A 24,555-nucleotide genomic window follows, 5' to 3' on the forward strand; every position below is an offset into this window, starting at 1 on the left:
TAGGTGACCCGGCGAGGGAATGTCCCCCGCCGAGCCACCGTAGTTTTCAATAGCGTTACTCTATGAGAAATCGCGATCGTCCTCGCCGCGAGAACGATGCGTCCGTCGGCGGGCCCGCTCCCGTGGACGGCGCGGTTCGCTGCTATCACGAGGGTCACGGTGTTCACGGTCACGCGGGTCCTCCGCACAAGCTGCGCAGGAGGCAGATTCCGAATCTGCTGCGACTTCGCCGTCCTCATCGTCCACCACGGCGTGCAGGGAAAGCTTGCCGCGCTGGTCGATTTCGGCGACCTCGACCTGAACTTGCTGACCGACCTGGAGCACGTCCTCGACGTTTTCCACACGTTTGCCGCCGACCAGGCGACGAATCTGGGAGATGTGCAACAGACCGTCCTTGCCGGGGGTCAAGGAAATGAACGCCCCAAAGGTGGTGGTTTTCACCACGGTGCCCACGAACCGTTCTCCGACCTCAGGCATCTGGGGGTTCGCGATTGCATTCACGGCATCACGAGCGGCTTCTGCCGCCGGACCGTTATCTGCCCCGATGTAGACCGTGCCGTCGTCCTCGATGGTCAGCTCGGCGCCGGTGTCCTCTTGAATCTGGTTAATCATCTTTCCTTTCGGTCCGATAACCTCACCAATCTTGTCCACCGGGATATTCACGGTGAGGATGCGCGGCGCGGTCGGAGCCAGCTCATCGGGTCCGTCGATAGCGGCGTGCATCACGTCCAGAATCTTCAGTCGAGCGTCGCGAGCCTGACCCAGGGCACCCTTCAAGACATCAGCAGGAATGCCATCAAGTTTCGTATCCAGCTGCAGGGCGGTAATGAAGTCCTGGGTACCGGCGACCTTGAAGTCCATGTCACCGAAAGCGTCTTCCGCTCCCAAGATGTCAGTCAGGGTCGCAAACTGGGTGCCATTTTCACCCGGTTCACTCATCAGACCCATAGCGATGCCGGCAATCGGGGCGCGCAGCGGCACGCCCGCATTCAACAGGGACAGTGTAGAGGCACAAACCGAACCCATCGAGGACGAGCCGTTTGAGCCCATAATCTCGCTGACCTGGCGAATCGCGTAGGGGAACTCCTCGCGAGCCGGAATGACCGGCTCCAGAGCCATCTCTGCCAGGTGTCCGTGACCAATCTCGCGGCGTTTAGGCGAACCAACTCGACCCGTCTCACCGGTGCAGTAGGGCGGGAAGTTGTACTGGTGCATGTATCGCTTATGCGTGGCAGGACTCAAGTTGTCCAACTGCTGTTCCATGCGCAGCATATTGAGCGTGGTCACACCCAAAACCTGAGTTTCCCCGCGCTGGAACAGAGCCGAACCGTGAACCCGAGGCAGCACCTCGACCTCGGCGGACAGGGAACGGATGTCTTTCAGCCCGCGTCCGTCGATACGCTTGCCTTCGTGCAGCACCCGGGCGCGCACCAGTTTCTTTTCCAAAGCCTTGAATGCGGCCTTCAGTTCCTTTTCCTGCTCCTCGAACTCGCCACCTTCCACCGCAAGTTTCTCGATAGCGGCATCGCGAATTTCAGTCTCGCGATTCTCTCGAGTCAGCTTGTCAGCAATCTGAATAGCCGCGAGCAAATCCGCTTCTACCTCTGATTTCATCGCCTCGAAGTGGTTGTCTTCATAGTCGGGGAACAGCGGATATTCCTGAGTTTCCTTGGCAGCCTTGGCAGCCACTGCGGATTGGGCGCGGCACAGTTCCTTAATGAAGGGTTTGGCGGCATCCAGCGCGCTGGCCACGACATCCTCGGTCGGAGCCTGTTTGCCCTCTTGAATCAAATCCCAAGCGTATTCACCACCGCCGGCTTCCACCATCATGATAGCGACGTCCTCTTCGGGGGTGCCCTCGTTGACGACACGACCGGCAATGACCATGTTGAATGTGGATTGTTCCATCTCGGGGTAGGTCGGGAATGCCACCCACTGTCCGTCAATCAGGGCCAGGCGGGCGCCACCGATGGGACCGGAGAAAGGCAGCCCAGCCAGCTGGGTCGCCATCGAGGAGGCGTTAATCGCCACTACGTCATAAGCGTGGTCGGGGTGGATTGACAGGACGGTGTCGACGACCTGCACCTCGTTGCGCAGCCCTTTTACGAAAGCCGGGCGCAGCGGACGGTCAATCAGGCGCGCCGCCAGGATTGCCTCGGTACCGGGGCGACCTTCGCGACGGAAAAACGATCCGGGAATACGTCCCGCGGCGTATTGCTTTTCCTCAACGTCTACGGTCAAGGGGAAAAAGTCGAATTGATCTTTCGGTTGCTTGCCAACCGTGGTGGCTGCGAACACAACGGTCTCACCGTCTAGGGTGACCATTGCCGAACCGGCAGCCTGCTGAGCCAAAAGACCCGTCTCAAAGCGCAGGACGCGCTTGCCAAATTTACCATTGTCGATGACGGCTTCAGCCGCCGTGATTTCGGGTCCCTCCAAGGGATCCCCCTCTCTTTGTTCAGCGCGGCGGTCATCGATCGAGGTCCACTGGACTGGTCCTCCGCAAATCTCACCGGGCAGACCGAGACATTCGCGAAAGGTCCAGGAGACCACTACCGAGGACCGATTAACGCTGGGTTCCTACATATACCAGCCGGAAATACCGGCATGAAAAGAAAGCTGACCGGGTATCCGGCCAGCTTAGTTGCTATTTACGCAAACCGAGGCGCTCTTTGAGGCTGCGGTAGCGTTCGATGTCAATGTCCTGCAAGTAGCCCAGCAGACGCTTGCGCTGACCGACCAGCAGCATCAAACCACGACGGGAATGATGGTCATGTTGATGAGTCTTGAAGTGCTCGGTCAAGTCCTTGATTCGCTTGGACAGCAGAGCGATTTGCACTTCGGGGGATCCCGTGTCCCCGGGATGAGTCGCGTATTCGTTGATGATTGCTTGCTTTTCTTCCTTGGTCAGAGCCACAGGTTCTCCTTTTTACTAACTCGTTGCGCGCAGCGCCCAGGCTTTTCCTGGACCATCGGTAGCGCGGCCGACATGACGGCTGTACAAGTCTAGCAAAAACCCGCAACTCCCGCGAATTACACAGATTCTGCACGAACGACTTTTACGGGAGAGACGACAAATTCATCAGACAGGTGGCAGGTTGCCGTCGCGCTCAAATTCCAGCCCCGGAGCCACAGTCGGTTATTGACGAGCCCGCGTTCACGACTCGGTAAAGAGCACTATTTTTCCCAAGGGTCGTGCCGTGGCTTTGGCCAGGTATTTGTGCGCGCGTTTTGCTTTGGAAAATGCCAACGTATGAGCGATAACCGGACGTATCCGTTGCGCCTGAACCAGCGGCCAGACGTGTGTCCCCACGGCACGCACCAACCTGACTTTTGACGCCACATCGAGACCACGAATGGTAGAACCCTGAATCCGCGCCGATTTGGACAAAACTTGACCCAAATCCAGCTGGGCATGACGCCCCTTTTGCAGACCGATAATGTTGAGGATTCCAGATGGGGCGAGCAGTTCCAGATTAGTCTCCAAGCCTCCCGCCCCGGCTACGTCCAAGATTAGGTCAAAGCCACGCCCTGCGGTCAGTTCCTGTTTCATCCGCAACAGTCCCTCCGGGTCGTGATAATCCGCGGCCGCGTCTGCCCCCAAAAGGATCAGTTTGTGGCATCTGTCGGGTTCCCCCGCGGTCGTCCCCACGGTGGCTCCCAAAGCCTTAGCTAACTGCACCGCTACCGTGCCCACTGCCCCCGAACCGCCGTGAATCAGCACGGCACGCCCCGCCCCCGAATCAGCGGGGAATCCGCAGTCCACCAGGTTGTGCCACGCAGTCACCGCCGCTTCCAGCAAGGCAGCCCCCGCAACATAGCCGTTGAGCCGCCCGGAAACAGGTAGAGGCAAAGCCAATTCCGCATTGGCGACACAGAACTGGGCTTGTGCCCCGCCCTCGACCAAAGCCACCGCGGCACGCCCCAGCCACGCCGGGTCAACACCTGGACCAACTTCCACGACAGTGCCAGCAGCCTCCAGACCAAGTGTCTGCGGCGCCCCTGCAGGCGGCGGATAATGACCCTCGACCTGCAGCAAGTCTGCCCGGTTCACGCCCGCCGCCACTACTTCAAGCAGAATCTCACCGGCTCCGACCGGGGGACGTTCGACCTCAACCAGAGCTGGCACGCCGTCAACGCCCTGCACGCTCCACATAAATCCCCCTTCTATTTCGTGTAAAGCCAGTGTAGAACAAGGGTACGCCAACGTGCATTCACCTCGGGCGGGACCGGGAGAGACGGAATCCGGAAGGATAGCGTCATGCTAAGGTTGGGGGGTGCAAATATTTCGTGACAAACCGTCAAATTTCGGACCGAGTATCGTAACCATCGGCACTTTTGACGGGGTTCACACCGGACACAAACGAATCATTGAAAAGGTCGTGACACTGGCTCACCAGCACGAGGTGGCATCCGTCGTGTTGACCTTCGACCCGCTGCCACGCCAGGTTCACCATCCCGACCCAAAGAACAAGTTGATTTGTTCCCTGCCAGATCGCCTGACCCGCATTGAACAGCTGGGGGTGGATGCGACCTGGGTTCAACAGTATGACCTTGATTTTGCCGCCCAATCCCCCGCTGAATTTGTCCACAACTACCTGGTCGCTCCGCTGCGTCCGGAAGTGGTCGTCATCGGGGAAGATATGCGTTTTGGCGCCCAAAACAGCGGAGATGCCCAGACTTTACGGGAACTGGGCGAAGAATTCGGTTTCACTGTCGAAACGGTGTCAAACATTGTCGATCCGATATTTGGACGCCGCTGGTCCTCGTCTTGGGTGCGCGAGCTCCTGGCACAAGGGCGGGTCGACCAGGCAGCTTACGTGTTGGGGCACGCTCACTCGGTGCGAGGCACAGTGGTTCACGGCAAGCGGCGCGGACGCGAACTGGGATTTCCCACCGCTAACCTGGATGCGGATTTTATAGAGGCAATTCCCGCTGACGGGGTTTATGCGGGTTGGTTGCGGATGCCCTACCCTCCCCACTCAAAAACACCAAGTTCCCTAGAGGTGGTGCCCGCCGCGATTTCGGTGGGGACTTCCCCGCATTTCGGCGATGTGGGACGTACCGTGGAAGCTCACGTTTTAGGGCGGGCGGACCTGGATTTGTACGGGGAAGAAGTTGTAATCGAGTTCGTCCATCGGATTCGTGACAACCTGGCTTTTGATTCTTTGGACGCACTGCTGGAACGCATGGATCGTGACCTGTGGGAAACTGCCGTAGTTCTGGGGGTTCCCAAAGCTCAGCGCATCGACCCCGCCGCGGTAACAGCCTGAGCATGATTGAATCGCCGGGGTGTTGATATAAAAGTACCATGGGAAACAGACAGATTACCCGCAAAATTAGCTACGCTGCCGCGACTACCCTGCTGGTGTTGGGCGGCGCCTGGGGGCTGACGGGCTGCGAAGGTGCTGCCGGAAAAACTGCCGCCAAAGATGTACCCACCAAGACTTCCCTGGTGAAGGTCAAACCAAAACCAACCGCCACCCAACCCGCGGAAATGACCTTTACGGTTGCCGCTACGGGCGATGCTCTGACACACGATGCCCTCATGCCAGACGTGTCGCGTGATACCGCGGGGAATACGCACTTCACCAATCTGATGGCAGGGATCAAACCGTTTCTCGAGGGGGCTGACCTGGCGATTTGCCATCAAGAGATTGCTTTCGCCGCAGACGGGGCTGCTTACCAGGGGTTTCCTAACTTCGCCATGCCGACGGGCTGGGCGCAAGACATGAAAGACTTGGGCTACGACGGCTGTTCCACCGCTTCGAACCACACTACTGACCAAGGCATCGAAGGCGTGTATCAGACGCTCAACGTGCTGGAAAAAGCCGGTCTGGGAGCTACCGGTTCACGGCGCAGTGCAACAGAAAAACCCTACCAGATGTATCAGCTGACGAAAGACGGTCGCACCATCAAAATTGCGCACCTGTCCCTAGCGTGGGGGAAACTGGGCGGGATGCCCTACATTAGAGAAAAGCCTTGGTTGGTCAATGTAGACAATATGAGTGAAATCCTCAAGTGGGCGGCCGAAGCTCGTCAAGAAGGCGCTAATGTGATGATTCTGTCCGGTCATAACGGGCTGGAATACGAACTGCAGCCCTCCAGCTGGGCGCGCCAATGGGCACAAGAAGCTGCTGCTAGCGGGCTGATTGACCTCTATATCGGTCATCATCCGCACGTGCCCCAAGGCATTGAGAAACTGCCCGGTGGCGTGGATGGCAAAGGCATGTGGACGTATTGGAGCGTGGGGAATGTCATTTCGGATATGCGTCCCCTGGCTACCATGCACACCGACTCGGAACAAATCGCCTGGGCGACGATTAAGGTTCCCGCGCAGGGCAACGCCGAAGTTATTTCAGCCCAGTGGGTAGGGATTGGTCTGGAACCCGATTCGCATATGGTGGTACCGCTAGCTGCCGCTGCGCGAGGACAAATCCCGCCCGGCAGTGCCATGAGTGCGAGCAAAGCCACAAAATACCGAGAGTTTTTACAGTCCCTGGTGGGTCCCGAAACTCCTGAGCTGACTGAGCCGCCCGCAACTCCCTCCCCTGCCCAGATTAAGGCGCTGCCAAAGCAATAACCGTCCGTGCCTTCCGTCGGGGGGGCACAAGGGCGGGGCGGAAAGTTTACCGGGATTCTCGCAGTTTCGGGTCGCGCTTTAGGTAGGCTCTGGTTTCGTGAGCAATCAGACCCGAAGCGAGAATCAGCCCAATCAAGTTCGGCAGAGCCATCAACCCGTTCGTAATGTCCGCCAGTGTCCACGCCACTTTCAGCTCGGTGATGCAGCCCACGAAAATAACTATGGCAAACAATACGCGGTAGACGGTGACAGCGTTTAAACCAAACAGACGTTCTACACAACGTTCCCCGTAATACGCCCAGCCCAGCACCGTGGAAAATGCGAAAAATACCAGGGAAATTGCGACCACAAAGTGACCCTGTCCGCCGGGGAATCCCAGGTTGAATGCCTCAGCGGTGAGAGGCGAACCGTCTAGCGGGTTACCGTCAGCATCGGTGGCTTTCCAAGCTCCCGTGACCACGATGACCAGTGCCGTCATAGAGACCACGATTATGGTGTCGATGAAGGTTTGCGTCATGGACACCAGACCTTGCCGAACCGGTTCGCGAGTGCGTGCCGCAGCCGCAGCAATCGCAGACGTGCCCATCCCGGACTCGTTTGAGAAGATTCCTCGAGCTACCCCGTACTGAACCACTATCATGAACGTGGAACCCACAAAACCGCCTGTGGCAGCGGTACCCGTAAAGGCATCGTGAAAAATCAGAGCCAGCGCGTCAGGGATTTCCGCCAGGTGCAGCCCCAACACAATCAGTGCGGCTCCCACGTAGAGAATAATCATAATCGGGACAAAAGCCGAAGTCACCCGACCGATGGACTTCACTCCTCCCAGCAGCACAATGCCGGTCAGCGCCGCCATGAACAGCCCTGTCATCCAGGGGTTAATCCCGAAAGAAGCCTGTAGCTGAGTCGCGACCGAGTTTGCTTGGGTCAGGTTACCGGTGCCAAGCGAGGCAATAATCGCAAAGACCGCAAAAGCAACCGCTAAAGTCCGCCCCAGCCACTTCACGTTCGTGACTTTTTCCAGATAATACTGCGGACCGCCGCTCATCTCTCCCTTGGCGTCCTTGGTGCGGAAACGTACCGCCATGAAGGCTTCGGAATACTTCGATGCCATCCCCAACAGCCCCGTAATCCACATCCAGAACACTGCCCCCGGTCCACCAATGTGGATGGCAGTGGCGACACCGGCAATGTTTCCGACCCCAACGGTAGCTGCCAGGGCGGTGGTGAGAGCTTGGTAGTGGGAAATGTCGCCCTCGATAGTGTCATCGAGCGGTTGTTTCCCCGCGGCGCTTTCCCCCGCTCCTTCATCACGTTTCAGCAAGGCGAGGTGCATGGCAGGTCCCAGCTTGCGGAATTGGAGTCCTGCCAGGCGGATAGTAAGCCACAGTCCGGTCCCCAGCAGCAGGGGGATCAGGAAAAACGGACCCCAAACGAAAGAATCTACCGTGCTGAGTACCTCTAAAAACTTGTCCATAGTCTATTGCCTCAATGTTGTCGGAAACGAACTTGGAGCAAGTTTAGCGAGTCAGCCCACGTTATCCATAATTTGACGCCGCTGCTCAAGCTTGGAGACGAGCAACAGACCCCGGTAAAATTCGGGATTTTGTCGGTTACCGTGCCGTCAGCAGGGCGCCAATCTGGTTTGCCACGCCACGAGACACCGCCCCGGCACCACCGACGATGGTATAGGAAGCTTGGGGATGAGCCTGCACGAAACTTTGCAGACTCGAGTCCAGGGTGGCAGGGCGGCTCAGCAGGATAGCTTGGTGATTTGCGTGCGCATAGCCCGAGCCTGCCAAACCGTCAGCAAAAACCATACCGGAAGCAACCAGGTATCCCCCAGCGCTAGGGAAGAAGTTTTGCGCCAACTGGGTGGAGGTCTGGAAACGATTTTGCCCCACGATAGTCTTTACCTCACTGACGGCACCTTTCCACGCCGCGTCCGCGTGAGCGGCTTGAGTGGTAACGGCTGTGGCAGCCCCGCCACCTATACCCCACAAGCGCAGTTTGCCCCCCTGCTGGGTCACGGTGCGCCCCAGGTCAGAAATTGCTTTCTGAGTAGGAGCAGGGATGGTGTTTGCGCGCGTAAAGAGAATGACCCCGTGCGCGTTTGCCACAGCAGGACCGGCAGCAATTGCATCAGGAATGTTCGGGTCGCTGGTGGCATCGACCAGGAACACGTCAAGGACTTTCGTGTGGGCAATCACTGAGGCATTTTCCTGCGCCGCACGGGCAGCGACTCGACCCGCCGTGTCGAAGCGATCGGATCCCGCCAGGTCGGTGATGGTCACTCCCGCCTGTTGTAATTCGGCGCGTTGGGCAGCCGAGAGTTTCACTCCCCCGCCGACCACGTACAGAGTCTTACGCGGGGAAGCCTTAATGGCAGAAATTACCGCCGGTTCCACCGGGCTGGACACGGTGAGCAGCACCGTCGCTCCGCGCGCGCCCACCAAAGCTGCTGAGCTCAACGCATCCGGAGCGAGACGACCGGTGGTCAATACCATCGCGTCCCCACTGGTGCCACTCGCCGCGTGCAACGCCAAAGACGTCGAGACACGATCAGCTCCAGCAATTCGGTTTAATCGCGATTCATAAGGATATTCAGCCGTTTGTGGAGAAGGCGAACCCAAGGTCAAGCCGGTAATATCTTTTAGCCAAGAAGCCAAAGGAATCACGGATCCAAAGTAGGCACCCTGATCATTGCCCCCAATCAACGTACCTATGACTTGATTACCCACCACCAGGGGACCACCGGAGTCACCGTGTTCAGTTTTCACTCCCGGCCAAGAAGTCTTGTAGCTGAGCTGACCGGGGGCGTTTGCGACACCGCAGTTCGCGGAGAATTCACCCTGTCTAGCTCCCTGTACCACCGTGAAACAGGTCGCCACAATCCGCTGCGACGATGACATGAGTGCCTTCGAGGTGCCACCCCAACCATATTCCACTGCCACATCGCCAACTTTGGCTTGACCAGAGGCTAAAGTGATGGGGGTGATTCCATAAACCGGGTCTTTTAGATGCAACAGCGTCGCATCGTACTGGGGATTGATCTTGTAGTCATTGACGGCAGTATTTGCTTGCCGGGTCGGTCCGAAAGTCACGTTGATGTATTTGGGTCCGTTGGCGACACAATGACCCGCGGTCAAAACCCAAGAGGGGTCAATGAGCATGCCGGTACAGATAGCGCCGGTGTTGTCCCGATTGCTGATACTGATATATGCGACCCAATCGGCCTGCGCTGCGCTGGCGGGGGTTCCCCCTCCAATCATCAAATCACCGTAGTCAGAACCCCCGGAGGGCTCACTACCGGCAGACAGTTCGGAGTCGGTGAGAGAAGTGAAGTTCTCAGGAAGTTCAGGAAATTCACCGGTTTCATCCGCAGCCGGAACTGTCGCTGCCGCCGTGCTGGAAACTGCGGGAGTATCCGCCGGCGCAACCGGACTGGCGAGACTCATTTCCGCGGGTCCGGCGAGCAGACCCACAAATCCCAACAAACCGAGTGTAACCATCGGCCACCATGATTTGAGAGACGCGTTTTGTTTCATTTCTTCACTTTCCCAAAATAAAATCGGCTCTTAACTATTTTATGTCTCGACAGCTCAAGATTTTGCAGGTCTCAGCACCCAGATTGGTTTCAGCCTGTCACGATTTCGCTCCGCCAACGCCACGACGCGTTTATCTCCCGCTTCTGGTTCAGTTACTGGTTCGGTTACCGCCAGCAGCGCACCGTCGGACGTATTGGGGCACGAATTTGCGTTCTCAGGGGGGGTGCTTGGGGCAGCGTGGGTCGAGTCCCGCAGCGCTGGTGCTTGTCCGAAAGACAACGCCCGCACCTGGGTTTCGTCTCCGAGAAATTCAGGGAAGATTCCCAATATCGCGGCGTCCAACCCCACGGGGCGCAGCACTCCGTAACGGCGAACTTCGGTCCCCAACTCGGACAGACTGTGTGCTTGGTCCAGCCCGTATGACCCGACCGAGATACGTCGCAATGCAGTCAAATGCGCCCCCACACCCAGGTCCGCGCCGAGATCTCGAGCCAAGGAACGCACGTAGGTTCCTGCCGAGCAGCCCAATACAATGTCCGCATCAGTGACCTGCACCGGAGGGTTAGAATCGTCTCCCGCCACCGTTTCGAGGACTGGCGCACCGCGCAGTTCGAGCCGGTGAATGGTCACCGGGCGGGGCTGAATTTCCACGTTTTTTCCGGCACGTGCCAAGTCATAGGCACGTTTTCCACCAATTTTAATGGCAGAAAACTTGGCTGGAATTTGGTCGACTGCCCCGCGCCACGGTTCCAGCGCTGCCATGATTTCCGCCGTGGATAAGGCAGCTCCCGCACGGGATATAACCTGTCCCAGCGCGTCATCGGTATCTGTAGAGATACCGAATCGTACCCGCGCGGTATAGACCTTGTCATGAGCCGTCAGGTATTGCAGCAGGCGGGTGGCTTTACCGATGGCACAGATCAGGATTCCCGTGGCCAGCGGGTCAAGGGTGCCGGCGTAACCGACTTTCTTTTGACCTGCCAACCGGCGAATCCGTGACGCTACCGCGTTAGAGCTCAACCCCCGTGGCTTATCCACAACGACCAGTCCGGGCGGGCAAATTTCGCCCTGAGGTAAATCCTCAGGGCAGTCAGGCAAAAAGTCTGGCGCGTCAAACATCGTAACCTGCCCCGGAACCCTTGTGAACCAGACATCCCCCACTAACGGTGTCCTCCGGAGCGTGCCCGGCGAAAGTTTCCCCACGGACAGTCCCCTGCCCCGCCAGGTTAGGAGTCCTGGTCATCTTCAGTTTCACGAGGAGTCTTATAAGGATTAGCTTCTCCGGCATACTGGGTGCCTTTGCGCGCTGCCAACTCGGCGTCTGCCGCGCGAGCCTCCGCGAGGGCTGATTCCAAAGCCGCGGCTTGCTGAGGCACCGGATCGGAGACAAATTCCAAGGTCGGAGTCAGGCGGGTGCCTAAATTCTTGCCGACGCGGGAGCGAATCAGTCCTTTGGCAGATTCCAAAGCCGCCCCCGAAGCGGTGCGTTCCGTGTCGCTACCATAAGCTGTGTAATAAACTTTGGCGTGTTGCAAATCACCCGTGACCTCGACCGAAGTAATGGTGACGAAGCCTAATCGCGGATCTTTAATCTTGCCAGCCAACATGCTGGCCACGGTGGTCAAAATGTTTGCGGCGACTTTTTCGCGCCGAGTATCGTCCATTGTTTCTCTCAATCTGCTGTGTTATCACGGCGCCCCAGCCGAGCCCCGGCGGTAAACCGCCGCAGCCCGACCGGGACACCGGGTTGATTAGGAATATTAGTCGCGTGGGATTTCGCGCATTTCCCACGTCTCGATGCGGTCGCCCACCTGGATGTCCTTGAACTCCAGACCGATACCGCACTCGAAGCCTTCGCGGACCTCAGTGACATCGTCCTTTTCGCGACGCAAGGAATGAATCTCCAGCTCTCCGTTGACGACCACACCATCGCGAACCAAGCGGGCTTTGGCGCCGCGTTTGATAGTGCCCGACTTAATCAAGCAGCCCGCGATATTGCCGAACTTGGAGGACTTAAAGACCTGGCGGATCTCGGCGGTACCGAGTTCGTGTTCCTCATAAATCGGCTTTAGCATACCCTTCAAGGAGTTCTCGACATCCTCAATGACCTGGTAGATGACGGAATAGAACTTCATCTCCACGCCTTCGCTATCTGCCAACTCTGCCACGCGCTCGGCAGGACGCACGTTGAATCCGATTATGATGGCGTTGTCCACGGTAGCCAGGTTGACGTCGTTTTGGGTAATCGCACCGACGCCGCGGTGAATGATACGCAAACCGACTTCCTCGCCCACGTCAATCTTTAGCAGGGAGTCTTCCAGAGCTTCGACCGAGCCGGACACGTCACCCTTGATAATCAAGTTCAGCATGTCTACCTTGCCGGCCTTTAGGGCTTCGTCGAAGGATTCCAGCGTCACGCGCTTGCGGCGCTTGGCCAGCAGTGCCGCACGTTCCGCAGCAGCGCGTTTGTCCGCAATTTGGCGTGCCGTCCGGTCGTCTTCAGCGACCAGGAAGTTATCACCAGCTCGCGGCACCGAGGTTAGCCCCAGCACCTGCACCGGTGTGGAGGGGGTGGCCTCTTCTACATTTTGACCACGTTCGTTGAACATGGCACGCACCCTACCGTAGGCAGTTCCCGCCACGATGGCGTCGCCGACGCGCAAAGTACCACGCTGCACCAGCATGGTGGCAACCGTACCGCGCCCCTTGTCGAGGTTCGCTTCAATAGCGACACCGCGGGCAGGCGCATGCGGATTAGCTTGCAAATCCAGCACTGCGTCAGCAGTCAACAGCACCGCGTCCAGCAGGTCCTCAATACCCATCCGCTGCTTAGCCGAAATCGGCACAAACATGGTGTCACCGCCGTATTCTTCGGGCAGCACCCCATATTCAGACATCTGGGCTTTGACCTTATCCGGGTTAGCGGTCGGCTTATCAATCTTGTTGACTGCCACCACAATCGGCACGTTCGCAGCCTTGGCGTGGTTGATTGCCTCTACGGTCTGCGGCATCACGCCGTCATCAGCGGCGACCACAATAATCGCAATGTCGGTGACCTGGGCACCACGGGCACGCATCGCGGTAAAGGCTTCGTGACCCGGCGTATCAATAAAGGTGAGTTTGCGACCCTTATCAGCCTTTTTCAACGTGACCATGTAAGCGCCAATGTGCTGGGTAATCCCGCCATACTCGGTATCAATCACATCAGTATTGCGGATGGCGTCCAACAGCTTGGTCTTACCGTGGTCGACGTGACCCATCACTGTCACCACCGGAGGTCGGGGTTCCATTGCCTCGATGTCATCGAGTTCTTCTGCCTCTAGGTCAATGTCGAAGGATTCCAGCAGTTCGCGGTCTTCATCCTCCGGTGAAACCACCTCAATCTCGTAACCGAGTTCCGCTCCCAGCAGCTTGAAAGTGTCTTCGTCCAAGGACTGATTGGCAGTGACCATCTCGCCCATGTGGAACAGCACCGTCACCAACGCAGCAGGATTGACGTGAATCTTGTCTGCAAAGTCGGCAACCGACGCTCCGGAACGAATCCGAATCTCTTGACCGTTGCCTTTCGGGACGGTGACACCGCCAATGACGGGTGCATTTTGCTCTTCGATTTCCTGACGTTTAGCCCGACGGCTCTTGCCTTTTCGAGACTTGCCATGACCGAAAGCGCCCTGGGTAAAGCCGCGTCCACCGCGACCGCGAGGTGGCGAAGGCGGACCGCCAAAAGCCGGAGCGCCACCAAAACCGCCCCCTGCTAATGCTTCAGGGCTGGGGCGAGAACCACGACCGCCGCGTCCACCGCGACCCGCGGGACCGGAGTCACCACGCAGGGAACCCATACGGTCTCCCGGCTTGGGACGCGGACCGCCGCCCTGACCGGGACGGGGAATCCCTTGGCTCATGCCCTGCGCAGAAGCGAACGGGTTGTTACCCAACCGCCCTCGGCGCGGACCCGGCTTCGCTTTAATCCCACTGGTACCACCGGGACGTGGCATTCCCTGCGCAGAAGCGAACGGGTTGTTGCCCGGACGCGCGCCCGGCTTGGGAATCCCGGCTCCTGGCTTGGGAATATCAGGGTGCGCACTCGGCTTCGCCTGCAGTTTGGCAGGGCTGGGACTCGAGTCTGTTTTTTCCGGGGTCGGTTGAGGGGCTGCGGGAGTCTCCGGCGCTTCGGGTGTTTTTGGAGTTGCGTCATCCGGAGTGACCGCCGTCTCTGGAGCCGTTGGCTCAGCAGGGCTGACGGGTGATGGAGATTCTGTTTCCGCAGGATCCGCATCCGCAGTTTCACTCTTTGTAGTCGTCTTGGCAGCTGGCTTCTTCGCTTTCGCGGTCGCTTTTTCGGCTTTCTCAGCGGCCTCCGGGCTGAACTTGCCCAGTTTTTCCTCTGCAAAGCGTTCCATCATCCGCTTCACTACGGGGCTTTCCACCACGGAGGATGCAGATTTCACGAACTCTCCAGCGTCTTTCAGATACGCCAGCATTTCCTTGGATTCAATACCGAGCTCTTTCGCAAGCTCGTGCACGCGCATTCGTGCCACTTTTCTCCTGTCCTTCGCCACTCCACCCGGCGAAGGGTGAGAATGGATTAATCGTTGGTACTCATCGGGTACTCATCGGGTGCCCAACATCTTCCAACCCGCTCCTAGGTCATTGCGAACACAGTGCCGCCGGATTAATGAAAAACCGCAAGCCGCAAAGTATCCTCAGCTGATAAGTTCCTGTGCCCAAACGCGACTGTTGGAGCCGCGCAAAGCACCACTTTTGATTATACCCGACTTTTCTCTATGCACCTGAATCGAGCCCTCTCATCAGGCAAAACTTAGGGGGTGGAGCCGTCCGTGACAGCTCCACCCCCTAAGTTATAGGCAAAATCAATACCAGCCGCGGGCACAGAATTTCGCCCAAGCTCCAGCGGGACTGCCGTAGCGTCCCTTAATGTAGCTCAAGCCCCAGCGGATTTGGGTAGCCGGGTTCGTAGCCCAGTCCGCACCGGCAGAAGCCATCTTGCGACCGGGGTTAGCCTGCGGGATACCGTAGGGACCGCCACGACGTCCGGCATTCGTACGCCATCCGGATTCCCGATTCCACAAGTTCACCAGGGGCTGCATCTGATCGGGTCCCCAGCCGTACTCGCCCAGCATGTCATAGGCGATACCCTGCGGAGTACCGGCTCCCCACGGATTTGCGGCCCGCGCGGCGGCTTCCCGTGCTGCCTGTTCTGCCGCTGCCTTTTCTGCGGCAGCCTTCGCAGCTGCCGCGGCTTCCTCGGCCGCCTGCTGTTCACAGGTCTTCGCCGCGAAATTGTCGGCAATAGCGCCCGTACCGCCGATGGCGGTGAGATGCTTACCCGCCAGAGCCCCCAGCACGGTTTGCGGAACGCAAGAGGTCTGAATCAACACGACCGAGGCATTATTCCGTTTCGCCAAGGGAGCCAAAGTCAGCGCATCGACCGGATTCTTGCCATTGACCAGCAGGTAGTTGTGCGAACCCATAACCTGCGCGACTGCCAGCGCGGTGGTGTACCGGTTATCTCCCGCAATCCGGGAAACCTTTTTCCCAGTCAGTTCTTCAATCTGGTTTTTAGTTTGTTCATTCACGACCCCGGTCCCCCCGATAATCGTGATATTCTCCGGATTCAACTCGGAGAGAGCTTTTGCAGCGTATTCACCCAGCTGATTCGGCTCGGACAGCAAGAGGTTTGCCTCCAGATTCGCCGCATAGGATGTAGCTGCCAAAATATCTACATCTGAGCGACCGTTGGCGATGACCAAGGGGGCATCCGCGTCGCCTGCCACAGCCACATTTGCGGCGGACTCGTAACGGTTGACGCCTCCCAGAGAGGGCGCCTTCGGACTCATCACCGCAGATTTGTCATCATTAGCAGCCTGCAGGGAAGCAATGAGCCCGTCAGGAGACTTATCACTGACTAACACGGAGTCCAACGAAGTTGCCGCGGACACAGCTTGAGAAGTCTCGTAGCGATCAACACCCGCCAAGCGAACCTTGGCACTGACAGTTTGATTTGTAATGGTTGCGGAGCCCCCATCTTCCGCATTGGCAATCGGAGCAACGCCCGCTACACCGATTCCAGCAATTGCAAATGAACTTGCCATCAGTTTAGAAATACGCATAACTCAAATATTCGACCGGCTCATTTGACCCAGCCAAATGCCCTCCTCATTATTTCAAACGATTCGCGACCCTATGCCGCGACCCTCGATTATAACGTTTTGGTAACAACCATGTCCATTTGGTCACTTTTGAGAGCTACGACCTGCGGATATACCTTCACCAGGGCGGTCCCAGACGTTACCGTGCCACCCCGGAAACGCGTAGTCACCCCTTGTGCAAAAAACACGCAGCCCCCCGAGGGAGCACCTCGGAGGGCTGCACGCACGCCTCGTAAAAGCTGCCAATCTAGGCTGGAGTGCCGCCATTTTCCGTGTCGGAATGAATATCAATACCCCAACCGGTCAGGCGCGAAGCCAAGCGGGCATTTTGACCTTCCTTGCCAATAGCCAGGGACTGCTGGAAGTCCGGGACCACCACGCGTGCCAAACGCTTCGCCTCATCAATGACCCGCACCGAAATAACTTTGGCAGGACTCAAAGCATTTGCCACGTAAACCGTAGGGTCTTCCGCCCAATCCACGATGTCAATCTTTTCTCCGTTCAGCTCGTTCATGACTGCCCGGACCCGGGAACCATTCGGACCGATGCAGGCTCCCTTGGCATTGATACCTTTTTCAGTCGGACGCACAGCTATCTTGGTACGATGTCCCGGTTCGCGAGCCACGGATTCGATGACGACTTCTTCCCGGTCGATTTCGGGAACTTCGCGTTTAAACAAGCCCTGCACCAAACCGGGATGGGTCCGAGACAGTTCAATGTGCGGACCTTTAAAACCACGCGATGCCGCCAGAACATAAACGCTCAGACGCACTCCGTGCTGGTACTTCTCGCCAGGGACCTGTTCTGCCGGCGGAATAATGCCTTCCACATCTCCCAGATTCACAGTCACCAGCTTCGGATCGCGCCCGGCAGTCACCACCCCGGAAACGACTTGACCGACACGATCTTTAAAATCGCCCAGAACAGCTTTGTCTTCTTCCTCTTGGAAACGTTGAATAATTACAGATTTCACCGTAGCCGCGGCGGTGCGCCCAAAATCTTTAGGAGTTATCTCGGATTCGCCCAGCTCAGTGCCGTCCTCGTCCAGCTCCTTTACCAAAACCCGCACCTCGCCGGTCTTGCGATCAACCTCAACCCGTGAATGTTCCTTTTCAGCACCCGGCTGGTTGCGGTATGCCTTCAAAAGCGCTTGCTCGACCGTGTTGATAAGCGAGTTCATATCCATGCCCTTTTCGGCTTCCACCAGGCGCAATGCAGACATGTCAATTTGCATGATTCCTCCGTATTGATTTGTCGCTATTTATTTTTTCGCCCGTTGCTCTGGGACCCCCGAGGCTTCCCAAACAAAATAACGGTACGTACCGATTCTATGTCCTCGAAGGGATAAACCGTAACGTCTCCGTCATCATTTACGCTCAACCCGGTTTCCGTGACTTCAGTCAAGATTCCGGCACGAACCTGCCCGCCAGTGCGCACTTCTACGTCTTTGCCCAAGGCGCGACGTGCCAACCGCAGGTTCGTCAGCTCGTGTTCGGCACCAAGCGTGGAAATCTCAAGTGTATAGGCTCCCGATAACGGATCGGCGGCGTCTAAGGCAGCGCCGATAGCGCGGCTGGCGTCCTCTAGTTGCGCGCTGCCCAGATTGTCTACACCATCAGGTAAATCTAAATTAATCGCCACAACCCGCTGGTGTTTCGGACCGGTCACGGCAATTTTTTCCAGATACAGACCGGCTGCCTCCACGACCGGGTTCACGACCTGGATAATTGCCTCCACACTCGGATCCGTTGAGGTATGCGGTTGGGCCTCTGTTGTTATCTGCAATAGTCTCCCCTTTTTCGTTTTCTCAGAGTTGTCTGAGCGCGTGAATGGAACGGGGGTATGAAACAATGGGTCTATGTTTTTTCGCCCGTCCCATTTCCTGAGACTAAGTCTATGGCTTATGGCGGGTCTCGCGCTGACCGGGTGTGGACTGCGCCTGGACACGCCCCCCGATGCCCTGCCGAAACTGGATGCCGGGCAAGCAGGAATTTCCGCTGTTTCTCGGGCAGAAGCCGCTATCAATGCCGGCAGTGAAAAGATGGCTGACGATGCCTCGCTAGCCCCTGGGCTACGCGCTGCCATAGGGACGGTACGCGACCTTTCCGCCACCCGTTTAGCCGCAATGGGCGGGGTCTGGCAGCCGTGGCCTCAGGGTATGCCGGAGGGGGCGGACCCCGGTCCGCAGCCTTCCCCCGCTCCGGGCAACGTGGAGGATCTGTTACAACTCCTGGTGGATGCCGCGGCGACTTCCTGTCAAGCAGGAGCGCGGGCACCCCAGGCTAAGGACGCGCAACTGCTCACGGCACTGTGTGCCGCGCAACAGCTGGATGCATCCCACCTAGCAGGAGCCTCGGGAAGTCCACTCCCCGAGTCAAAAGTGCCGGTCTACGCACCGGCAGGAACGAACCCGGAAGGCTCCCCCGAACCGATAGCCGACCGGAAAAATCTGCAAGACCTTACCGCAGCGCAAACCGCCCTGGATTTTGCGCGATTCCGGATGGAAGTGGCAGCAGCGCACCTCAACGGTGATAACCGGAAGTGGGCTTTGCAAAGGGCGAGTTCCCTGGCTTGGGACGTACAGTCGCTGGTAGACGGGGGGGTTGAGGATGTGCGAGCCTCTCAATATGCCCTGGATTTTCCACAAATTAAGTCCGCTGCAGACGCAATTCACCTCATCAATCAGGCTGATGCTGACGCATTCGCCGCACACCTCCAGATAGTCGCGATGATTTCGTCTCCCGATGCCGCATCGAAGCAAGCGCCAGACCAGACCCTGTCAGCATTGCGCCAACCCTGGATAAGGGCTGTAAAAGATGACGTCACTTCACAAAACCGTTTCGGCATACCGCCTTCCCAGATTTTCGCGCAACTGTGGCCCTAACCGAATCAGACACAAGTTCTGGTAGGTTTGCCCAGTCTAACGCCGCGGTCACCAGGAAAACTGGACCACTAGAGACTTTTTCACCGGCTCAGGGATGGCTCGGGGTTTTTTCAGGGTAAACCCCTATAGCCGGTGAGTTTCGGGCTGGTTACGCTGGATTACACGTAAGAAATCTAGCGAAAGGTTAGCCATGTCTGCCCCAAATAGCTCCGTTTCCTCAGACGAAACACCGTTTACCCCCGTAACGCCCCCAACCCCGCCAAACGCAACTGCCCCCGGAACTTCCCCTTCCTCCCTTGTGACCAGTGCAGAGACGGACCTGCCGACCGCCCCCGTCGCCGAGCTGCGTGAAGTCACCAAGGTTTACGGCGAAAAAGGCACGCGCGTGGAGGCTCTGCGCGGAGTTAACGTCGACATTAACGCCCGCGAATTCACGGTTATCATGGGTCCCTCCGGTTCCGGCAAATCCACGCTGCTGCACGTCCTAGCCGGTTTGGACGCGGTCACTTCCGGTTCCATCACGGTCAACCGCATAGATATCACCAAGCTGAAAGACAAGCCCCTGACCCTGTGGCGCCGCGACAACGTGGGGTTCGTGTTCCAGTCGTTTAACCTGGTTCCCACTTTGAACGCGCAAGCCAATATCGAACTGCCGCTGCGCCTGGCGAATAAGCCGATAGACCGGCACTGGTTCGACCAAATCGTCACCGGGCTGGACCTCGCCACCCGGCTAAACCACAAGCCTTACGAACTGTCCGGTGGCCAAATGCAGCGCGTCGCGGTCGCTCGGGCTCTGCTGTCCCGCCCCGCCCTGTTGGTGGCTGACGAGCCGACTGGAAACCTGGACACGGCGTCTTCTGCCGAGGTCCTGAATCTGCTGCGCGCGGCAGTTGATAACTTCGGGCAAACCGTGGTGATGGTGACCCACGATCAGCACGCCGCCGCGACCGGAGATCGGGTCTTAATCGTCCGCGACGGGATGATTGTGCAAGATTTGCACCACCCCGAACCCGCAGATATCGCAAAGGTGGCGTGAGCGATGAAAGGAATTCTGCGCGCAGATTTGCGCAAAAATCTGAAAAGCTACACCGCCACCGCCTTGGCGATTGCCCTCGCGGTAGCGTTCCTGTTGACCTGCCTGGGATTGGCAGAGGGGCTCAAGCTGACTTTAGCCCGTAATCTTACCGCGGAAGCCGCCGGCGCTGACCTGATTGTTACGGCGCCGCACGGGGTTCCCTACGACGGTGAGGGACCCGAACCTGACTACCTGCAAAAGATTGCGGATCAAACCCATAAGGTCCACCCGGAGTGGAAAATCCTGACTCGGTCCGCCATGAGCGTGGATTTGTCCAAAAATCGTAAAACGGTGACTGCTGCGCTATTAGGGCTGGCTGATCCGGTGTTCGACCCCAGCTCGGTCGTGGAAGGAAAGCGTCCCGGCTCTGAATCAGAAATCGGTATCGAACAGTCCAACGCCAAGACCCTCGGGGTTAAAGTCGGGGACACCCTCAACGTGGGAATCTACGATTCTGCCACCGATGACACCAAGACGGTGCCACTGAAGGTCAGCGGTATCTACAAAGCGCGCCCCGGCGCGTTCCCCACCAGCTACGTTACCGATTCCCTGGTGAAAACCTGGGCTGGGGACGATTATTTAGCTGATATCTTGCTGATTTCGGGAGTTAGCGCCACACACCTGGACGCGGCCCGCGCCGAACTGCAAAAGTTGTCCTCCGACCTTACCGACGGAGATTACAATGAAGTGTTCACCGCGGATCAATACCTGAATCGTGCCGTGGATAACCTGATGGGCGGACAGGACATTCTGTTGGTCTTAGCTCTGATTTTCCCGGTTATCGCAGGCATTACCGCGATTATTGTGGTGTCGGTGACCTACAACGTGCTGTTTGCCCGCCGGCGACGCCAACTGGCTTTGCTACGGGCGGTCGGCGCCACCTCCAGTCAGCTCCGATCCCTGGTGGCGCGCGAGACCTTACTGGTTGGTGCCGTTTCGGCGATTCTTGGAGTCTTGGCAGGCGTGATTTTTTCAGCCATAGCGTGCCGGATTGCCAACCTCGCCGACACTTGGGGTCACGCTTTCACCGTTTTGAACTGGCAAAGCCTGCTGGCGGGATTCCTCTGTGGTACCGTGATTTCTTTCCTGGCGGGGTTTGCCCCGTCTCGCCGAGTCGCCCAAGTCACCCCGATTGAGGCTCTGGCGACGGAGGACAAGCTCAGCCGGCGGCGCAAGCACCGGACGGTTCGCGCCATTTTTGGTTCCATTCTGTTCTTTGGCGGCACCGCCACCATGGTCTACGCCACCCTAAAGAACCATCAGTTGATGATGAACATCTCGGAGCGGTGGAGCATGGATGCCTACACCTCCAACTACTTCTTGACAGCGATGTTTGCCGGAATGATCTCCTTCCTGGGGCTAATCCTGCTGACTTCCATCGTCTTGCCCTACGTGACTTCCACTTTGGGCATGTTTAGTTCCCCCGCGGCGGTGACGTGGCGTTTAGCAGCGGAAAATACGGGGCGTAACCCGCGGCGTACCGGAGCTACCGGCGCAGCCTTGACCCTCGGTATTACCCTGCTGGTGTTGCTGCTGGTCGGGGCAGCCTCGGTAGACGCTACCGGCAAAAAAGTCATTGACGAACACACACCGATAGACCTGCAACTCGTTTCGGAGGGCGAACCGCTGAGCCAAACCACCATTGCCAATGTGAAAGCCACTTCCGGTTTACAACATACCATCGCCGTAAATGGGCTGTTGGGAAGCGCTGTCCCCTGGGGAGAATACGAAAAAACTCAGAAATTATTATCTCAGCCGGAAAAGCTGACCCATGACGAAAACGGCGGCTGTATCGTTGCCGCAACGAACGAGCCTTGTGACCCCGACGCGGACACTCTGGAACTGCTGTTGGAATCTAAAGATTTCTCGACAGTTTCGCACAGCCGGATTCCCGTGGTTACTCCCGGTCATGTGGGAATCCCACAGCTGAATGAGGAAGAAGTGGGCACGCCTTATGCCGTCCGGAGCGGGGATAAGGTGCTGAAACTCACGGCTGAGAAAACTTCTCTGGATTTTGTGTCCCTGAACCCTCAGGATTTGGCTGGTCTGGTCAGCTCTACCCAGGTGGTCCGTCCGGCACAAACCGACTCCGACCAGGAACTCAAGCGTAATGCCACGGTGCTGGCACCCCGAGTTTTGCTGATGCGGATTTCCTCGGATTGCAGCTTTTCTGACATTGAGCAGCTCGCTTCGGATATTCCGGCTGCCTCTGAGCAGGATGCCCACATCACCGGTTCCGCGCCCGATCGAGCCATGTTTACCCAGATTGCACAAGGGTTGATGTGGGGCGCTTTCGCGATGCTGGGAGTATCAGTGCTGGTTGCGCTGGTTGGGGTGGCGAATACGTTGGCGCTGTCGGTGATGGAACGCCGGCGGGAAAATGGAATGCTGCGCGCCTTGGGCATGACGAAGGGGCGTTTGCAAGGAATGCTCGCCTTCGAAGCCCTGCTGACGGCGCTCGGGGCGCTGATTGTAGGCGTATTAGCCGGTTTAGGTTACGCTATAGCCGGCATCAATGCCCTGCCTGTGACGGAACTAGCGTCCGCACAAATCATTGTGGTACCCCCGTTAGCAATCGTGGCCGCAGCACTCACCATCGTGGTGGCGCTCTTGGCATCCATTGGTCCGGCGCGGGCCGCAGCGCGGGTCACCCCGGTGGAGGCACTGGCTCATGACTAAAGGTGGGGCGGCTAGCCGAAGCTGGACTTCAGCGAAGCCGCCCCGGTAGCGGTGAGTTCGACCTGGGTCAGGGAACTGACGAGTGGGAGCACCAAAGGAATTTTTCCGGTTGCTCGCAGCGTCACCTGCACCCGGGTCGAAGCTACATCTACGTCAACCAGGTCAATTCCATCCAGACCGGAATTTGCGCTTATCGACGCTCCTGATAGGTATTCGGCAGCGCGCTCTGAGGCGTGATACGGTTCGATTTCCAGGGGGACACCGTCAACGATGCCATTTTGGTAATACGCCGTATCCGCCATATTTGCCGCCGCCATAGAGGCGGTCTGATCTGCCAGGCGCTGCAAACGCCGCTGCTCCAGATACACCCCCGATACTGCCATGCTCATCAGGATAATCACACAAAGCAACACGCAAGCAGCGAGTCCCAACAGCATGATGCGACCGTCCTCGTCACCGAGACGCTCGAACCGGGCGACAAACCGACGCGGCGTCGCACCATCCTGGTGCCCTCCCCTAAGCCCCATGATCACCCCACTGAATCGGATGATCCGCATGCAACGTCAAGGACGTCGGAAAGGAGCTCTGCAGGATGGTTCCCACCAGCGGCAGGGGAACCTCCAGGCTAACGTGGACAATACCGCGCGAACCCGCAGCAGGACACGGTCCGGTCACACATTCCAGAGAATACTGCGCCTTCCCCGCCGGTAAACCCTGATCAGCGGCCGCCAGCTGCACCGCCAAACTGGCTGAGTCAACCCCGGTGACGGGGTGTAACGTGAGGATGCGCGCCGCCCCAGCCGCCCCCGCTTCTGCCGCATACAGACCGGATTGAATCTGAAAGAAAGCCAGAATCAAGTACACCAGGGGAATCAGCAGCAGCATGGTAATGCCCACAAACTCCACCGTAGCCTCCCCGGATTCTCCCCGCATCAAGCGAGAAACGAACCTCGACCGATTTCGGCGCAACGGGCACTTCACGGTCCCTCCTCTATCACCGCGTGACCCACTGCGGTCATATCCCCCACTCCGAACAGTCCGATGATGGGCATCGGCGCCTTTACCTGTACCTCCATAACCTCCAGGTCAGAGGTGGCAAAGGAACCCGGCAGCATCGCCAAGCCGACCCGCTGGGCACTGACCGTATGCACATAGCCGGAACCCAGAGTCGAGGCGAGGACGCCACGCACGGTTTCATCGGCGGCGCTCTCCGGCGCCCCCGCCAGAGCTGCCGCATGTGCCCCTGCCCCAGCCGCATCAATCAGAGTCGTGCGCACCCACAGCGCCAAAGACAGCTGCAGCAACCCCAGCACCAAAATCAGCACCAGTGGCATGACGAGGGCGAAACTGGCAGGTTCCGAACCCGACTCTCCACGCCAACGCTGCCCGAGACGATGACGCAGCGAGGCACGGATTTCAGAGAGCCGAGACATGCGTGATGGCGTCATTAAACAGATTCGTGAGGGCGGGCAGAGCTACTGCCGAAAGCGCCACCACCAACCCCGCAGTCATCAGAGTCACCATCACCCAACCGGGGACGTCACCGTCTTCAGCCCCCAGACGAGTGCACACAAAGTTTCGCAAAGCGCGGAATTTTTGCATGTTTTTATCCTTTC

21 protein-coding genes are annotated in these 24,555 nt (G+C 58.0%); 5 read left to right on the plus strand and 16 right to left on the minus strand.

Annotated elements, in window-relative coordinates:
• Positions 1–60: 60 nt before the first annotated feature.
• The 3 genes from HMPREF0574_RS07520 to HMPREF0574_RS07530 all read right to left on the minus strand — a co-directional run bounded on the left by HMPREF0574_RS07520 (position 61) and on the right by HMPREF0574_RS07530 (position 4,156).
• Positions 61–2,439 carry a polyribonucleotide nucleotidyltransferase gene (locus HMPREF0574_RS07520; RefSeq protein ID WP_169761655.1) on the minus strand — a complete coding sequence of 793 codons (2,379 nt, stop codon included), beginning with the start codon at positions 2,437–2,439 and terminating at the stop codon, positions 61–63.
• A 208-nt stretch (positions 2,440–2,647) separates the two neighbouring features.
• Positions 2,648–2,917, minus strand: coding sequence for a 30S ribosomal protein S15 (rpsO, locus tag HMPREF0574_RS07525; RefSeq protein ID WP_004008132.1), 270 nt, complete (start codon positions 2,915–2,917; stop codon positions 2,648–2,650).
• 240 nt (positions 2,918–3,157) lie between these two features.
• Positions 3,158–4,156, minus strand: a complete 999-nt coding sequence (locus tag HMPREF0574_RS07530; RefSeq protein ID WP_004008133.1) for an NADH-quinone oxidoreductase — start codon at positions 4,154–4,156, stop codon at positions 3,158–3,160.
• Between the two features lie 121 nt (positions 4,157–4,277).
• On the opposite strand from HMPREF0574_RS07530, the gene HMPREF0574_RS07535 reads away from it, so the two are divergent.
• Positions 4,278–5,273 (plus strand): bifunctional riboflavin kinase/FAD synthetase, encoded by a 996-nt coding sequence (locus HMPREF0574_RS07535; RefSeq protein WP_004008134.1) that lies wholly within the window; start codon positions 4,278–4,280, stop codon positions 5,271–5,273.
• 38 nt (positions 5,274–5,311) lie between these two features.
• A complete protein-coding gene (locus HMPREF0574_RS07540; RefSeq protein WP_004008135.1) occupies positions 5,312–6,583 on the plus strand; it encodes a CapA family protein in 1,272 nt (423 codons plus the stop codon).
• 46 nt (positions 6,584–6,629) lie between these two features.
• Here HMPREF0574_RS07540 and HMPREF0574_RS07545 read toward each other — a convergent pair whose 3' ends face one another.
• The 9 genes from HMPREF0574_RS07545 to HMPREF0574_RS07580 all read right to left on the minus strand — a co-directional run bounded on the left by HMPREF0574_RS07545 (position 6,630) and on the right by HMPREF0574_RS07580 (position 18,086).
• A complete protein-coding gene (locus tag HMPREF0574_RS07545; protein WP_004008136.1) occupies positions 6,630–8,060 on the minus strand; it encodes an alanine/glycine:cation symporter family protein in 1,431 nt (476 codons plus the stop codon).
• 136 nt (positions 8,061–8,196) lie between these two features.
• A complete protein-coding gene (locus HMPREF0574_RS07550; RefSeq protein ID WP_004008137.1) occupies positions 8,197–10,131 on the minus strand; it encodes a cell wall-binding repeat-containing protein in 1,935 nt (644 codons plus the stop codon).
• A gap of 54 nt (positions 10,132–10,185) precedes the next feature.
• Positions 10,186–11,250: a tRNA pseudouridine(55) synthase TruB gene (truB, locus tag HMPREF0574_RS07555; RefSeq protein WP_004008138.1), complete on the minus strand. Its 1,065-nt coding sequence runs from the start codon at positions 11,248–11,250 to the stop codon at positions 10,186–10,188.
• Positions 11,243–11,386: a hypothetical protein gene (locus tag HMPREF0574_RS09685; RefSeq protein ID WP_169303838.1), complete on the minus strand. Its 144-nt coding sequence runs from the start codon at positions 11,384–11,386 to the stop codon at positions 11,243–11,245. Before HMPREF0574_RS09685 ends, truB begins: the two co-directional genes overlap by 8 nt.
• Positions 11,358–11,795 carry a 30S ribosome-binding factor RbfA gene (gene rbfA / locus HMPREF0574_RS07560; protein WP_004008140.1) on the minus strand — a complete coding sequence of 146 codons (438 nt, stop codon included), beginning with the start codon at positions 11,793–11,795 and terminating at the stop codon, positions 11,358–11,360. Before rbfA ends, HMPREF0574_RS09685 begins: the two co-directional genes overlap by 29 nt.
• A gap of 96 nt (positions 11,796–11,891) precedes the next feature.
• Positions 11,892–14,660, minus strand: coding sequence for a translation initiation factor IF-2 (gene infB / locus HMPREF0574_RS07565; RefSeq protein WP_004008141.1), 2,769 nt, complete (start codon positions 14,658–14,660; stop codon positions 11,892–11,894).
• A 342-nt stretch (positions 14,661–15,002) separates the two neighbouring features.
• Positions 15,003–16,262: a cell wall-binding repeat-containing protein gene (locus HMPREF0574_RS07570; RefSeq protein WP_004008142.1), complete on the minus strand. Its 1,260-nt coding sequence runs from the start codon at positions 16,260–16,262 to the stop codon at positions 15,003–15,005.
• 286 nt (positions 16,263–16,548) lie between these two features.
• Positions 16,549–17,535, minus strand: coding sequence for a transcription termination factor NusA (nusA, locus tag HMPREF0574_RS07575; RefSeq protein WP_004008144.1), 987 nt, complete (start codon positions 17,533–17,535; stop codon positions 16,549–16,551).
• 23 nt (positions 17,536–17,558) lie between these two features.
• A complete protein-coding gene (locus tag HMPREF0574_RS07580) occupies positions 17,559–18,086 on the minus strand; it encodes a ribosome maturation factor RimP (RefSeq protein ID WP_211576810.1) in 528 nt (175 codons plus the stop codon).
• Positions 18,087–18,204: 118 nt separating this feature from the next.
• Between HMPREF0574_RS07580 and HMPREF0574_RS07585 the strand changes: the two genes are divergently transcribed.
• The 3 genes from HMPREF0574_RS07585 to HMPREF0574_RS07595 all read left to right on the plus strand — a co-directional run bounded on the left by HMPREF0574_RS07585 (position 18,205) and on the right by HMPREF0574_RS07595 (position 22,939).
• Positions 18,205–19,185 carry a hypothetical protein gene (locus tag HMPREF0574_RS07585; RefSeq protein ID WP_004008146.1) on the plus strand — a complete coding sequence of 327 codons (981 nt, stop codon included), beginning with the start codon at positions 18,205–18,207 and terminating at the stop codon, positions 19,183–19,185.
• Positions 19,186–19,375: 190 nt separating this feature from the next.
• Positions 19,376–20,221 carry an ABC transporter ATP-binding protein gene (locus HMPREF0574_RS07590; protein WP_004008147.1) on the plus strand — a complete coding sequence of 282 codons (846 nt, stop codon included), beginning with the start codon at positions 19,376–19,378 and terminating at the stop codon, positions 20,219–20,221.
• A gap of 3 nt (positions 20,222–20,224) precedes the next feature.
• Complete coding sequence (locus HMPREF0574_RS07595) at positions 20,225–22,939, plus strand: FtsX-like permease family protein (RefSeq protein WP_004008148.1); 2,715 nt, start codon at positions 20,225–20,227, stop codon at positions 22,937–22,939.
• Positions 22,940–22,950: 11 nt separating this feature from the next.
• On the opposite strand, the gene HMPREF0574_RS07600 is transcribed toward HMPREF0574_RS07595, so the two are convergent.
• Genes HMPREF0574_RS07600 through HMPREF0574_RS07615 form a run of 4 tightly spaced genes read right to left on the minus strand, consistent with a single transcriptional unit; the run spans position 22,951 to position 24,541 of the window.
• Positions 22,951–23,466: a pilus assembly protein TadG-related protein gene (locus HMPREF0574_RS07600; protein WP_004008149.1), complete on the minus strand. Its 516-nt coding sequence runs from the start codon at positions 23,464–23,466 to the stop codon at positions 22,951–22,953.
• The gene (locus HMPREF0574_RS07605) at positions 23,456–23,872 is read right to left on the minus strand and encodes a hypothetical protein (protein ID WP_004008150.1); all 417 of its coding nucleotides are present in this window, start codon (positions 23,870–23,872) and stop codon (positions 23,456–23,458) included. Before HMPREF0574_RS07605 ends, HMPREF0574_RS07600 begins: the two co-directional genes overlap by 11 nt.
• Before the next feature lie 44 nt (positions 23,873–23,916).
• Complete coding sequence (locus HMPREF0574_RS07610) at positions 23,917–24,372, minus strand: TadE/TadG family type IV pilus assembly protein (RefSeq protein WP_004008151.1); 456 nt, start codon at positions 24,370–24,372, stop codon at positions 23,917–23,919.
• Complete coding sequence (locus tag HMPREF0574_RS07615) at positions 24,356–24,541, minus strand: hypothetical protein (protein WP_004008152.1); 186 nt, start codon at positions 24,539–24,541, stop codon at positions 24,356–24,358. The genes HMPREF0574_RS07610 and HMPREF0574_RS07615 overlap by 17 nt, the downstream gene beginning before the upstream one ends.
• Between the last annotated feature and the right edge of the window lie 14 nt (positions 24,542–24,555).

This window comes from Mobiluncus curtisii subsp. curtisii ATCC 35241 (genome assembly GCF_000146285.1).
Lineage (GTDB): Bacteria > Actinomycetota > Actinomycetes > Actinomycetales > Actinomycetaceae > Mobiluncus > Mobiluncus curtisii.